12 protein-coding genes are annotated in these 13,514 nt (G+C 39.1%); 8 read left to right on the top strand and 4 right to left on the bottom strand.

What is annotated here, in order from left to right; translation table 11 throughout:
* Positions 1 to 65: 65 nt before the first annotated feature.
* Positions 66 to 581, bottom strand: coding sequence for an NUDIX hydrolase (locus AOR04_RS13590; RefSeq protein WP_096793649.1), 516 nt, complete (start codon positions 579 to 581; stop codon positions 66 to 68).
* Between the two features lie 284 nt (positions 582 to 865).
* Between AOR04_RS13590 and AOR04_RS13585 the strand changes: the two genes are divergently transcribed.
* From AOR04_RS13585 to AOR04_RS13560, 6 genes are read left to right on the top strand one after another with little or no spacing between them, the layout of a single operon-like run.
* Positions 866 to 2,206: a sigma-54-dependent transcriptional regulator gene (locus tag AOR04_RS13585; RefSeq protein ID WP_096793648.1), complete on the top strand. Its 1,341-nt coding sequence runs from the start codon at positions 866 to 868 to the stop codon at positions 2,204 to 2,206.
* 58 nt (positions 2,207 to 2,264) lie between these two features.
* A complete protein-coding gene (locus tag AOR04_RS13580) occupies positions 2,265 to 2,456 on the top strand; it encodes a histidine kinase (protein ID WP_033016122.1) in 192 nt (63 codons plus the stop codon).
* A gap of 28 nt (positions 2,457 to 2,484) precedes the next feature.
* A complete protein-coding gene (locus AOR04_RS13575; protein ID WP_096793647.1) occupies positions 2,485 to 3,969 on the top strand; it encodes a sensor histidine kinase in 1,485 nt (494 codons plus the stop codon).
* Positions 3,970 to 4,431, top strand: coding sequence for a response regulator (locus AOR04_RS13570; protein WP_007377037.1), 462 nt, complete (start codon positions 3,970 to 3,972; stop codon positions 4,429 to 4,431). It begins immediately after the preceding gene.
* 10 nt (positions 4,432 to 4,441) lie between these two features.
* On the top strand, positions 4,442 to 6,412 hold the full coding sequence (locus AOR04_RS13565) for a response regulator (RefSeq protein WP_096793646.1): 1,971 nt from the start codon (positions 4,442 to 4,444) through the stop codon (positions 6,410 to 6,412).
* Positions 6,413 to 6,428: 16 nt separating this feature from the next.
* Positions 6,429 to 7,043, top strand: coding sequence for a fumarylacetoacetate hydrolase family protein (locus tag AOR04_RS13560; protein WP_096793645.1), 615 nt, complete (start codon positions 6,429 to 6,431; stop codon positions 7,041 to 7,043).
* Positions 7,044 to 7,097: 54 nt separating this feature from the next.
* Here AOR04_RS13560 and AOR04_RS13555 read toward each other — a convergent pair whose 3' ends face one another.
* Together AOR04_RS13555 and AOR04_RS13550 are read right to left on the bottom strand one after the other, a co-directional pair.
* Positions 7,098 to 8,150: an aldo/keto reductase gene (locus AOR04_RS13555; protein WP_096793644.1), complete on the bottom strand. Its 1,053-nt coding sequence runs from the start codon at positions 8,148 to 8,150 to the stop codon at positions 7,098 to 7,100.
* A gap of 9 nt (positions 8,151 to 8,159) precedes the next feature.
* Entirely contained in the window at positions 8,160 to 8,594 is a 435-nt protein-coding gene (locus AOR04_RS13550) for an acyl-CoA thioesterase (protein ID WP_008137540.1), read from the bottom strand.
* Between the two features lie 203 nt (positions 8,595 to 8,797).
* Between AOR04_RS13550 and dinB the strand changes: the two genes are divergently transcribed.
* Together dinB and AOR04_RS13540 are read left to right on the top strand one after the other, a co-directional pair.
* Positions 8,798 to 9,850, top strand: coding sequence for a DNA polymerase IV (gene dinB, locus AOR04_RS13545; protein ID WP_033016120.1), 1,053 nt, complete (start codon positions 8,798 to 8,800; stop codon positions 9,848 to 9,850).
* A 130-nt stretch (positions 9,851 to 9,980) separates the two neighbouring features.
* Positions 9,981 to 11,516, top strand: coding sequence for a M17 family metallopeptidase (locus AOR04_RS13540; protein ID WP_096793643.1), 1,536 nt, complete (start codon positions 9,981 to 9,983; stop codon positions 11,514 to 11,516).
* A gap of 362 nt (positions 11,517 to 11,878) precedes the next feature.
* Here the strand turns inward: AOR04_RS13540 and AOR04_RS13535 are convergent, their stop codons facing one another.
* Positions 11,879 to 13,513 carry a methyl-accepting chemotaxis protein gene (locus AOR04_RS13535; protein WP_096793642.1) on the bottom strand — a complete coding sequence of 545 codons (1,635 nt, stop codon included), beginning with the start codon at positions 13,511 to 13,513 and terminating at the stop codon, positions 11,879 to 11,881.
* Position 13,514: the final 1 nt, after the last annotated feature.

Below are 13,514 nucleotides of genomic sequence, written 5' to 3'. Positions count from 1 at the left end.
AATAGTTGAACGCATGTTAGCTACGCAGGTAAAAGGGCGTATAAGTAATTAAGCGTGAGTCGTAATTAAAAAAGTTGTTTAGCAATCTTTTTGAGTAGATAGGTTTCACGAAGGATCGATAACCCTTGCTTTTCACTATTTGCTAACGTGCGTTCGTTGTGTGCGATTGCATCGCTAATATTAACCCATTTAGCGGTCATTCCATTTTGCTGTTCGTAATGCTCTAGTTGTGTTTTACCCAGCTCGTCGGCAATATTACAGACGTAGCAATATGATTTGATATGGATAATATCAAAGTCCTCTTTATACCAAGGGCGATACTCTTCATAGAGTCCAAAAGCTTTAACTACACTTATTTGTTGTGCACCGGTTTCCTCGCTTAGTTCGCGAATTAAGCCTTGTTCAATACTTTCGCTTTCATCCACGCCACCGCCTGGCAGGCTGTAGTCTTCATAACGATTTGTATACATTAAAAGTATTTTATTATTTTTAGTAACAATGGCACGGGCTGTTAAGCGGGTAAAAATAGTGCCTTCATTAATATTAATACCAGAGTGAATCAAGGTTTTTAATTGCTGCATTTCGTCTCCTTTTTAAGTTTGTAATGATAACAGTTGCTACCATTGTATAAATAGAAACGATTTTAATTATTTTTTAGGGTGTGTTCCTTTTTCGAGATTAAAAAAATTCAATCTTGAAATATTACTACGCCTAGTGATCGATTTTTTTAAGCATACGTAAATATTGAGTTGGTAATATAAACGCAGTGAATCACTTAAGTTAATTCGGGTTACTAGATTCTAGGCGTGACTTTAAATTTGTATTTAAGGTGCGTAGAATAATAAAAAAAGCATAGGGATTTATCATGTTAAACATACTTTTAGTTGATGATGACGTTGAGTTTAGTGACGTTGTTTGCCACATAGTCGAATTCCTCGGCCATAATATAAACACCGCAACCAGTTTAAAAGAAGCACACCAATGGTTTGAAAATAATACTTTTGACCATGTGCTGCTTGATTTTATGTTACCTGACGGCAGCGGTTTACACCTACTTGATCATTTGAAAATGATTGGTCAATCTCCAAAAATTACACTTATATCGGGCCATCCTTCAGTTAAGGGAATTTTAGCTGAAATGTGTGAGCCTAATGTTGGGCATTTATTAAAACCATTACAGCGAGAAGACTTAGAGCTGGTTTTAAATGGGCCTAAAAAAACAGCTAAAAAAGTAAAACCCAGTGGTATTACGCGCCACTTTGGTAGCTTAATCGGTGAATCAGAGCCAATGCAAAAACTCTACACTATGATTGAACGTGTTGCTAAAACAAATGCTAACGTGATGCTAATGGGAGAAAGTGGCGCAGGTAAAGAAGTGGTCGCTCAGGCTATCCATAACGCTAGCCAGTGCGAAGGTCCATTAGTTGCAAGTAACTGTGGTGCGCTTTCAAAAGAGTTAATTGGTAGCGAATTATTTGGCCATGAAAAAGGCGCATTTACCGGTGCTATAGCGCGCAAGGAAGGTGTGTTTGAACAATCTAACGACGGTACTTTATTTTTAGATGAAGTAACTGAAATGCCGATTGATATGCAGCCAAATTTATTGCGTGTACTTGAAACTAAAAAAGTAACGCGTGTTGGTGGAAATAAAGAGATACCCACCAATTGCCGAGTTATTTCGGCGACGAATCGCTCGCTTATAGATTTAGCGCAAAATAATGTAATTCGTGAAGATATTTATTTTAGGCTGGCTGTTTTTCCTATCGATATACCGCCACTTCGCGATCGTAAAGAAGATATTCCCCTTTTAGCTAAAGCTTTTTTAGAGCAACTGAATGATGAAAATGGCACTTCATTTAGTTGGAAGAGTGAACAGTTAAAAGATCTGCAAAATTATGAATGGCCGGGTAACGTTCGTGAAATTCGCCATGCGATACATCGTGCATTTATTATGAGCGATCCGCAATCAAGTGAAATTACACTGCCTGATAATTTAGAGTCACCTTTTTCTCGGGTCAATAATAAAACCGCTGAAAAGCAGGTATCGGCAGGGCAAACAATCGAAGAAGTCGAAAAAGAACTTATTCATGCCACGCTTGATAAAGTGCAAGGTAATAAAACGCTTGCAGCCCAAATGCTGGGTATTAGTACAAAAACACTTTATAACCGCCTTAATGCGTACGGTGGGATTGGTGAATACAAGTAATTTAAGTTCAGGTTAAATAAAAGGAAATAGAGTGTCTGAAGAAAATAACGAAGCTAAAATGCTTAATAAATTAGTTCATGATGCAAGAGCCCCGTTAAATAGAATCTCAATGAATGCGGAGCTAATTAAATTAGTGTTGGAAAACGATATGCCCAAACAAAAGGCACTCGAGGCCCTAGATAAAATAATTTTAAACTGTCAGCAGTGCAGTGAGAGTTTACAAAATATTACAGAGCATAATAACGGTTAGTAAATTCAACTAAGGCATTTAAACATCTATGAGCAAGCAAAAACAGCAAGGTAAAGCGAATGTTACATGGGCCGCTTTTATAGTCGTAGTACTAAGTATTATTGTGGGTAATGCTTTTTTGGCGTTAAATACTATTCAGGGGTTAACGCAAACCCAAAAGAGTTTAGACAACACTAGCATGCTAACGACGGCAATTGAGCAACTGCATTTGTCAATAGTGCAAGCTGAGTCTGGGCAGCGTGGCTATTTATTAACAGAAGAAGATGATTATTTAACACCGTATTATGATGCTATTGGGCAGTTAGAAGCACAAACTAATCATGTAAAGTCACTTCGTTCTGAAATTGATGGTCAAGCTGAGCGAATTGCTGAGTTGTTACTGCTTGTTGAGCGTAAAATACGTGAATTAAAGAAAACAGTTAATCTTGCATTAGATGATAAAGAACGACGTGCGTTAAATATAGTTAACACACATAGCGGTAGAGACCTATATAAGCAAATTCGTGAACATATTAATGAAATTCAAGACCGTGAATTACTCTTTAAGGTGAGTCACTTTTCGAAATTAGCAAAAATAAAAAATGAGGCAAAAATTACCTTTGCCATTACAGCCATAACAAGTGCTTTGCTTATTATTGGTATGTTTATTATGACCAGACTTAATTTAAGAAACGCGGCGCAATATAGGCTAGAACTTGAAAATCAAAATGAAACATTAGCAGGTAAAGTGTCTGAGCGTACGCAAGAGTTAACCCTGTATTCAGATGAGCTAAGCCGAAGTAACCGAGAACTTGAAGAGTTTGCTTTTGTGGCAAGTCATGATTTACAAGAGCCGCTTCGAAAAATTCAAGCCTTTAGCGACCGCCTCGAAACCATGTTTAAAGATGAACTGGGTGAAAAAGGGATGGATTATATTGGCCGTATGAAAAATGCGGCGCAACGCATGTCTAACTTAATTAACGATCTATTAGAGTTTTCACGCATTACAACGCGCGGTAAAGACTTCGCTGATACAAATTTAAACGAAGTGGTAAGCGATATATTAAGTGATTTAGAAATTGCGATAAAAGAGTCTAATGCACGAGTAGATGTAGAAGACTTGCCGGTTATTCAGGCTGATAAAAGCCAAATGCAGCAGCTATTTTTAAATATATTGTCGAATGCGGTTAAATTTAGGCATCCGGATGTAAGCCCACACATAAAGATTAGTTATGTGCATGAGGATATTTTTAGTGCTGATCATAATACGCATTTAAGTTTCCAAGTTATTACTATAAAAGATAATGGCATTGGTTTTTCACAAGACTATGCCGACAAGATATTTGTTCCATTTCAGCGTTTACATGGTCGTTCACAATACAAAGGGACAGGTATTGGTCTTTCTGTATGTCGGCGTATTGTAGAGCGTCACGGTGGAACAATTACAGCCCAAAGTAAAGACGGTGAAGGTGCTACCTTCGTTATAAAACTACCTGTGGAAGCTGCGCTTTTCACATTGCAAGGAGAGGCTTAAATGCCCTATTCAAAAGTAAAACCGATTACTATTTTAATGGCTGATGATGATGAAGATGATCGTTTGCTAACACAAGATGCCCTTGCTGAAAGTCGTGTACTTAACGAGCTTCACTTTGTTGAAGATGGTGTTGAGCTACTTGAATATTTAGAGCGCAGAGGTAAATTTGAAGATAAAGCTGTGTCGCCACGACCAGGACTTATATTGCTTGATTTAAATATGCCAAGAATGGATGGACGTGAGGCACTTGAGGCCATTAAATCAAATCCCAACTTGAAAGGTATTCCGGTTGTTATTTTAACTACGTCTAAACAAGAAGAGGACATGGTTAAAGGTTACAACTTAGGCGCTGCATCGTATATAACCAAACCCGTGACGTTTGATGGCTTGGTTGAGCTAATGAAAACGCTAGGAAAGTATTGGGTAGAGTTTGTAGAGCTGCCGACAACTTTTAACGATTAAAGGAGATTTTATGTTAGATAAAGTGACTCAGTTGCTGCTTGTAGAAGATGATGAAGATGATTACATACTCACCTGCGACTATTTAGACCAATTGGATTCACACACGTTTAACATTCAATGGATTAGCTCCCCAGAGCAGGCAATTGAAACGCTTAGTAAAAATGAGCATGACATTTGCCTGCTTGATTACCGCCTAGGTGCATCTAATGGATTAGATGTATTAAAAGAAGCCATTGCGAATGGCTTTAGCGGCCCAATTATTATGCTTACTGGGCAGTCAAACGACGAATTAGATTCAGCGGCGCTTGATGCTGGTGCAGTAGATTACTTAATAAAAACAGAAATGAGCTCGAGCCGTTTTGCACGCGCTATTCGTTATGCACTTGCTCGTAAAGATGTTGAAGGCGAGCGAGTAGAGCGTTTAAAAGCCGAAGCCGAAAATCGCTCAAAAGATCGCTTTTTAGCTCATTTGAGCCACGAATTACGTACCCCTCTATCGTCCATTTTAGGGTACACCGAACTCCTAATGCAGAGCGACTTTAGTCAGCAAGCAGAAAATGAGCTAGGTGTTATTTATCGAAACGGTAAGCACTTATTGAGCTTGTTAAACGATGTACTCGATTTATCTAAAATAGCAGCCGATAAGCTAGAGCTGACCTTAAGTGAAGTTAACCTCGATAGCATGCTTGCTGATGTATACACATTAATGCGTGTGTCTGTGCTCGATAAAGGCCTTACGCTTCGCTTTGAATCAAATCAGCCATTACCTTTGGTTGCGCAACTAGATGCAACAAGGGTGCGTCAAATTTTAATAAATTTGATAAATAATGCGGTTAAATTTACCGATAAAGGCGAAATAGTTGTTAATGCGTGGACACAGTGGGTTGATGAGCGCGAAATGCTATTTTTTAGCATTAAAGACTCAGGTATGGGCATTGCCCCTGAAAAACAAGAACTGATTTTTAAACCGTTTGAGCAAATTGCCGATGTAGAATCGCGCTCTGTTGGTGGTGCTGGTCTTGGTTTGGCAATATGCGCTGAGTTATTAGCGCGTATGCAAGGAAGCATTAGTTTAGACTCCGAAATTGGCAAAGGCTCTACATTTACTATTTCTGTGTATCCGGGCGATATTAGTGAAGTAGAACGACAGGTACTTAATTTTAGCAGTGCCCCACAATTACAAAGTAAATCAGCACCTTGTAAGGTGCATGGACGTGTATTAGTGGTAGATGATTTACGCGATTTACGCATGTTGGTTGGCCACATGATTAGTACTTGTGGTGCAAGGGTTGATTATGCAGAGCATGGGCAACAAGCGCTGGAAAAAGTGCGTATTGCGGATGCTTACAAAGCTCCATATGATATTATTTTTATTGATATTCATATGCCTGTAATGGGTGGCAAGGAAGCGACTATAGAGCTTAGAAAAATGGGCTATAAAGGCCCAATAATTGCGCTTACAGCGGCAACGATGAAAGGCATTCGAGAGGAATTGGCAGCCCTTGGTTTTAACGATGTAATCCCCAAACCGGTTGACAGTGCAGTTTTGTACCAGTGTTTACAAGATTACTTAGTGGCGCCTGAAAGCGCACCACAACCTAAAAATATAAATAGTAGTAAAAGTTTAACCGAGAAAAAACAGCGTTTTTTACTTGTTGAAGATGACCACGATGCTGCGCAAATTACGCAACTACTCTTAGAAAGTTTAGGCGTAGAGACCGTGATTGCATCGAGTTGCGCGCAATGTTTACAAATACTCAATCACGATCAGCAATTTAATAAAGTATTGTTAGATATGCACTTACCTGATGGGCGTGGCATTGATTTAGGCCAGAAAATTAACGAGCGTTACCCAGAGCTACGCTTGGTAATTGTAAGTGGTGCAGAGCCTAATCCTAGAGAAATAAAAGATTTAAATATTGACCGAGTTTTACTTAAACCTATTAATTTGAGCTTGTTAGAAACGCTTATAAGCTCATAACAGAGACGTTACTCATATGCATTCAATAAAGTTAGTATCCGAAGAATTAACGCCAACAAAAATAGTGTGTGTTGGCCGTAACTACACCGCACACATTGCAGAGCTAAACAACGAAACGCCAGATCAAATGGTGTTATTTAACAAACCAAATAGCGCGATTACTAATACGCTATTTGCAGCTCATAACGGCGATACGCTGCATTACGAAACCGAGTTATGTTTTGTAATTAAAAATAAAAAATTTGCAGGTGTTGGACTCGGCCTTGATTTAACTAAGCGTACCGTGCAAAGTAAATTAAAAAATAAAGGGCTACCTTGGGAGCGCGCTAAAGCATTTAATGGCTCGGTTATTTTAAGTGATTTTGTAGAGCTAACCGATGCGATGAAGCATTTTACATTTGAACTTAAAATTAATAATGAAGTAATTCAGCAAGGCGATACTCATTTTATGCTGCATAACCCTGACTCAATTTTACACGAAATTAGTGAATTTATGAGCCTAGAAGATGGTGATGTGGTTATGACAGGTACGCCGTCAGGCGTAGGTGAAGTGATTGCCGAAAGTGTGTTCACAGTAAGGCTTTACGCTAATGAGCAATGCTTACTTGAGCAGCAATGGAGTGTAAGTTAACTGGACAATTAAACAGGTAATTAAACGTGATTTAGTTACCTGTTTAGGTTTGTATTAATAGGGCATTGGATTGTTTCTAAAAATAACATCGATACTTGTAAGTACGTCGTCACTTAGCGTGATATCAAATGCATCAATATCTTCTTTTAATTGCGCCATATTTGTTGCGCCAATAATTGAAGACGTTACACCGTTTACTTGATTACACCATGCAAGAGCTAGTTGAGCAGGGGAAATATTGTGATCATGCGCAAGTTCAACATATTGTCTAGTCGCTTGCTCTGCGTTTGGTGTATCTCTAAAAATACCGTTACGTTGCATAAAGGTCCAGCGAGAGCCTTCTGGCCGAGCACCATTTAAGTATTTACCCGTTAATAAACCTGCCGCTAAAGGCGACCAAGGTAAGTAGGCAATATCTTCGTGAACACATTGCTCTATTAGATACGGCCAATCTTTGGTATGCGCTAAGCTAAACTCGTTTTGAATAGATACTATGCGCGGCAAATTATGCTCTTTTGACAGGTTTAAAAATTGGCTTATTCCCCAAGGTGTGTCGTCAGATAAACCACAGTGCTTGATTTTACCTGCTTTAACACAATTGTTTAAACCTTCTAAAATATCCAGCATGCCAGCTTGATGTTCTTGTGTGTTTACGTCGGTAAATTTAAGCATACCTGGCCATTGTCTACCAAAGTGTGGGGTAGAGCGGTTTGGCCAATGTAATTGGTATAAATCTATGTAGTCAGTTTGTAAGCGTTTTAGTGATTCATCAACCGCCTCTATAACAGTTTGGCGAGTAATATTACCGCCATCGCGAACCCATGCTAAGCCGTTACCAGCAATTTTGGTTGCAAGTACAATTTTATCGCGCTTTTGTTGGTTACGAGAGAGCCAGTTACCAATAATTTGCTCAGTTTTACCATAGGTATCGGGTGATGGAGGAACTGCGTACATTTCGGCTGTATCAATAAAGTTTACGCCTTGAGCAAGTGCGTAGGCTATTTGTTCATCAGCATCATTTTGGGTATTTTGCATTCCCCAAGTCATACTACCTAGACATACTCTTGAAACATTAACACCACTGCTTCCTAGTGGACTGTATTGCATAAAATTTCCTTATTGCTCGTCTTGAGCGTAGCTAATTAAAGCCGATAAAAGAGGCTCTGAAATAGGGGCTTTTTGACCTGTTTCAAAATCAAACATAACCACTTTCGAATTACCGGTTGTGGTTATGGCATTTTGTGCGTGACTAAATACTGTATAATTCATCATAAATCGGTCTGTTTTAATGTCAGAAATAGTGACGCCTACAGTAAGGGTATCTGGAAAAGTAACAGGGCGCTTATAACGAATATTATTTTCGCTTATAACAGGGCCAATGCCGCTTGGGCTAATTGTATCAAATAAGTTTATTTTATTTAAAAAGTCGATTCTGGCTATTTCAAAGTAACGCAGGTAAACCACATTGTTTACGTGTTGAAGGGCATCCATATCGGCCCACGCTACAGTAATGTCAGTATGAATAGGGTGCTGATCTTTAAACGTTTGCATGCACTTTTAACTCTTTATTTTAAAGCACTAGATTATCAATATGACGATATGACCTCAAGGTAATTAGTGCGCTGTTTTTATGTATGACGAGTTTATTAAACTTGAACCCACTATAATAAATCGATTAATCAGAGTTTAGGAGCTTGCTTATTAATAATGATTAAACAATAATGGCTGTATAAATAAACAGTATTGTAATGGTGATGAAAAAGTTTATTCATATAGATATGGACTGCTTCTATGCGGCAGTTGAGATGCGCGATAATCCTAAGCTGGCCAATGTGCCGCTTGCTATTGGTGGCAATAGTCGCAGAGGCGTACTTTCTACAGCCAACTACATTGCCAGAGAGTATGGCGTGCGCTCAGCTATGTCTAATTATCATGCAAAACAATTATGCCCTGATTTAGTTATTGTACCTGGGCGCATGGCTGTTTATAAAGAAGCTTCAAATCAAATACGTGAAGTATTTAATCGTTACACCAACTTAATTGAACCACTCTCTCTTGACGAAGCTTATCTTGATGTAACTGATAGTAGCGTTTGTAAAGGCAGTGCTACGCTTATTGCGCAGCAAATAAGAGCTGATATTTATAATGCTACAGGGCTTACTGCATCCGCTGGTATTGCACCTATTAAATTTATTGCCAAAATAGCGAGTGATGAAAACAAGCCTAACGGTCAGTTTGTTGTATTACCTGATGAGGTGGATGATTTTTTAGCACAGTTACCTCTGGGTAAAATTCCGGGTGTCGGTAAAGTAACGCTCGAAAAACTCAATTTAAAAGGATTATATACAGGTAAAGATGTACGCGAAAAAGGCGTAAATTGGATGCAACAGCATGTAGGTAATTTTGGCGTATCGCTTTACCAAAAATGTGCAGGTGAGTATGTCGGTAAGGTATCTACTAATCGTATTAGAAAGTCGCTAAGTGTTGAGCATACCTATGAGTATAACAAAACCAGCTTACAAGAATGCCTCGAACAGTTGCCTACGTTGTTAGATGAGTTAAAGGTGCGCTTGGAAAAACAACAATTACAAAATCGGATTAATAAACTGAGCGTTAAGGTTAAATTTGCGAATTTTATAGTAACCTCTGCGGATCAGGCTTATCACCAATTAAATACTGAGGTTTTTACACAACTACTTACTAAAGCTTTCCAGCGAGGTGTGCAGCAACCGGTCAGGCTTTTAGGTATTGGGGTGGGTATTAAAAATCAACCAGATCAAAACTTCCAACTTAGTATTCTCGATTAAGCTGTAAAGCCTGTAATTGCAAGTTGCCACTAAAAAGTGGATTAAACTAAACACTTATCGCAGCTTGCTGGTCTTCAATATTCAAATCGACGATAATAGGGGCTTATGTTTTTTAACAGGACCTTTATTTATGGCATATCCAAAAGCCGTGTTGGCTCAGCCAGTAAGTGCTAGCCTTGAATCCGCATCACATGATGCATTAATCATTATTAGTGATGACTTTTCTCAATTACCAAATAATTCGCTACGTGATGCTGTTTTAGCACAATCAAAAGTAGATTCTCGCATTGGTAAGCAAGTTATTTTATTAGTGATTGAAAATAAGCGTGTAGTACTTGCGCCAACCGGTCCGCTAAACAGAGATTATGACGATGTGCGCCGTTATTTTGATGCAGCTAAACTTGCAATCAACGAAGCGAAAGCATCGGGTAGTATCAACCCTGCATTATTTTTACCAAATTTAAATGGCGATAGCCGTTACCAACATGCGCTGGAAGTTGCTTATTTAGGTGCTTGCCAAGCATTATGGCAGCCATTAGAAGCGCGTGAGTTTCATGGTGAAGGTATTGAACCGATAACAAGTATTGGTTTAGTGGATGCTAGCGAGCAAACAATTAAAGCCGTTAATGCAATTGCTGCTGGTCAATATGCTGCGCGTGATTTATGCGGTACTGAACCTGAACGTATGGCTCCACCGCGCTTTGCAGATTACTGTGTTGATTTATTTAAAGGCTCAAACATTGCGGTTGATATAATCGATGATATTGCAGCTATTGATAAAAATTACCCAATGTTAAGCACTGTTGCTCGCGCATCGTATGCAGTTGAGCGCCATCACCCACGTGTTGTTAAGCTTGAATATGTACCAGAGGGTGAAATTACTCGTACCCTAATGTTTGTTGGTAAAGGCCTTGTATACGATACAGGTGGGGCCGATTTAAAAGTAGGCGGATATATGGCTGGCATGAGTCGTGACAAAGGCGGCGCAGCATCTGTTGCGGGCTTTATGAAAGCCGTTGCTGATTATCAGCCTAAAGGCGTTAAAGTGGTATCGTACTTAGCTGTTGTTCGTAACTCTATTGGCTCAGATTGTTTTGTGCCAGATGAAATTATTACTAGCCGTGAAGGTGTTCGTGTACGTATTGGTAATACCGATGCAGAAGGGCGTTTAGCAATGGGCGACCTGCTTAGCGAAATGAAAGATTTAGCTAAAACTGAGGTTAATCCAACGTTATTTACTGTAGCTACATTAACGGGTCATGCAGCTCGCGCAATGGGTCCATACGGTGCGTATGTTGAAAATGGTCCAGCTCGTAGTGCTGGTGTTTCACGTCAAATCGCTGACCTTGGAGATTTGTGGGCCGATGGCGCTGAAGTATCGCGCTCACGACGTGAAGACTACGACTTTATTAAACCACGTACGCTAGCTGACGATGTTTTATCTAGCAATAACGCAGCATCTGCCGTTACTGCGCGTGGGCATCAGTTCCCAATGGCATTTATGGCTATTGTTGGTGGGCTAGATAAGCACGGTAACGACTCTACACAGCCTTTACCTTACGTACATATGGATATTGCGGGTAGTGGCGTTGAAGGTGGTGATTGGCAGCACGGTAAGCCAACTGCGGCATCAGTAACTAGCTTGTTTGCTCGTTACTGTTTATAAAATTTAAGGCCTGTTGACCTTTGTGGATTAAAATTTGTTATACCCAATGGCGGTTTGATCACGACTCGAAATTTTTAACCTAGTGGGCTAGGTAGTTGCTCCTGCGTTACTTATATATGTAACGTAGGATGAGGCCAAAGGGTAGAGTATGTTTGTCATTTATGAAGAATAACCAGATACCATAAATAGGCACTGCTTTACTTAATTACCAAACATACAGCTGAAAATTTAATCTGGAAAGATAAGCAGGCCTCAATATATAAATAAAAGCCCCAAATTATGAACCATAATTTGGGGCTTTTAATTTACACTATTTAAAATGTGACTCGAGGCTGATTTTTATTCTGAGTTCAATATTTAAACTATAGCTTAAAGCGATTAACAACATTGGATAACTCCGAGCTGCTTTGTTTTAGTTTATCACTAGCATCGGTAAGTTGTTTTGTATTGCTTAACGACTGTTCAGTTGAATGTGATAGGTCATTAATACGTAAATTAACTTCATCGGCTGCAGATGTTTGCTGTTCAGTAGCACGCGCTATTTGACTGTTCATTTCAGTTATTACTGATACAAGTCTTTCAATTTCGTTAAGTGACGTGTTGGCAGATGATGCTTGATCAACCGTTGATACGGAAAGTGTTTGGCTCGCTTTTACGGCTTCAACAGCTGCTTTAGTACCTTCTTGCAGTTTGGTGATCATTGATTGAATTTCATCAGTACTTTTCCCCGTACGACTCGCTAGTGTACGCACTTCGTCGGCAACAACGGCAAAGCCTCGGCCGTGCTCACCTGCTCGAGCGGCCTCAATTGCAGCGTTAAGTGCAAGTAAGTTGGTCTGCTCCGAAATACTTCTAATAACATCGAGTACAGAACCTATATTATGGCTTTCGTTAGCTAGATCTTCCGTTACACGGCTCACTGTTTCTATATTGCTAGAAAGGGTTTCTATGGCAGTGATTGTTTTAGCTACAACATTTTTACCAGTAGATGCATTTTTAGCTGCATCATTAGCAGCCTCTTCTGCGGCTTCCGCATTACGGCTTACATCATGTATTTGGTGAGTCATTTGCTCCATTGCGGCGGCAACTTGAGTAGAGCTGTCGTTTTGTAATTCGATGAACGATCGACTTGTTTTACTTGATTCGTCAACAGTATGAACGTGCTCATTAACGTCTCGTACACTTTGTGAAACATTAGTAAGTGATTCACGCATTTTTGATATAAAGGAATTAAATGATTTAGAAAGCTCAGAAATCTCATCGTTGCCTTCTTCATTTAAAGTGCGCGTTAAATCGCCTTCGCCTTGAGAAATATCTTTCATCATATCGGCTGCAAGACGTGTTGGGATAAGAATACTTTTGCCAATAAAATAGCTAAGTAAAATAATGGCTAATATCATTACAACAGCATTGAGAATAATTAGGTTTCGTTGTTCTGAAAATGCGGTATCAATTGAATCAAGGTAAACACCAGAGCCAACAATCCATTGCCACTGATTAAATCCTTTAACAAATGCAATTTTTTCAACGGGTTTATCTTTACCTGGTTTTGGCCATTTATAAGGTATAAAACCCTCGCCATCTTTTTTCACTATATTTACCATATCAACAAATAATGCTTTCCCGTCGGGATCTTTATTATTGCTTAGGCTTTTGCCTTCAAGTGCTGGTTTTATGGGGTGCATTACCATTTCTGGTTGATAGTTATTAATCCAAAAATAATTAGTTTCATCGTATCTAAGTGCACGAATAGTTTGTATCGCTTGGGATTGAGCTTGTTTTTGCGTAAGCGCTTTATTTTGTTCAAGCTCATAAAAGTGATCGATTATGCTATACGCGGTTTCTACTACATTTTGTGTTTTAAGGTATTGTTCGTTCTTAAGGGCATTGTATTGGTGAGTTAAGCTCGAAATACTCAATACAATTAAGCCAAAAATAACAATACCTACTAAAATGGCAAAACGCTGGAAAATACTAAAACGACGAAGATTAAGCATA

Source organism: Pseudoalteromonas sp. 1_2015MBL_MicDiv (genome assembly GCF_002407505.1).
In the GTDB taxonomy this organism is placed as follows: Bacteria; Pseudomonadota; Gammaproteobacteria; order Enterobacterales; family Alteromonadaceae; genus Pseudoalteromonas; species Pseudoalteromonas fuliginea.
Note: the sequence above shows the minus strand (reverse complement) of the source record. Positions and strands in the feature narration are given on the sequence as shown.

Excerpts from the sequence above, each read along its gene's own strand:
- AOR04_RS13585 (WP_096793648.1), top strand. The coding sequence starts at position 866 with ATGTTAAACATACTTTTAGTTGATGATGACGTTGAGTTTAGTGACGTT.
- AOR04_RS13580 (WP_033016122.1), top strand. The coding sequence starts at position 2,265 with ATGCTTAATAAATTAGTTCATGATGCAAGAGCCCCGTTAAATAGAATC.
- AOR04_RS13540 (WP_096793643.1), top strand. The coding sequence starts at position 9,981 with ATGGCATATCCAAAAGCCGTGTTGGCTCAGCCAGTAAGTGCTAGCCTT.
- AOR04_RS13565 (WP_096793646.1), top strand. The coding sequence starts at position 4,442 with ATGTTAGATAAAGTGACTCAGTTGCTGCTTGTAGAAGATGATGAAGAT.
- AOR04_RS13570 (WP_007377037.1), top strand. The coding sequence starts at position 3,970 with ATGCCCTATTCAAAAGTAAAACCGATTACTATTTTAATGGCTGATGAT.
- dinB (WP_033016120.1), top strand. The coding sequence starts at position 8,798 with ATGAAAAAGTTTATTCATATAGATATGGACTGCTTCTATGCGGCAGTT.
- AOR04_RS13560 (WP_096793645.1), top strand. The coding sequence starts at position 6,429 with ATGCATTCAATAAAGTTAGTATCCGAAGAATTAACGCCAACAAAAATA.
- AOR04_RS13535 (WP_096793642.1), bottom strand. The coding sequence starts at position 13,513 with ATGCTTAATCTTCGTCGTTTTAGTATTTTCCAGCGTTTTGCCATTTTA.
- AOR04_RS13555 (WP_096793644.1), bottom strand. The coding sequence starts at position 8,150 with ATGCAATACAGTCCACTAGGAAGCAGTGGTGTTAATGTTTCAAGAGTA.
- AOR04_RS13575 (WP_096793647.1), top strand. The coding sequence starts at position 2,485 with ATGAGCAAGCAAAAACAGCAAGGTAAAGCGAATGTTACATGGGCCGCT.
- AOR04_RS13550 (WP_008137540.1), bottom strand. The coding sequence starts at position 8,594 with ATGCAAACGTTTAAAGATCAGCACCCTATTCATACTGACATTACTGTA.
- AOR04_RS13590 (WP_096793649.1), bottom strand. The coding sequence starts at position 581 with ATGCAGCAATTAAAAACCTTGATTCACTCTGGTATTAATATTAATGAA.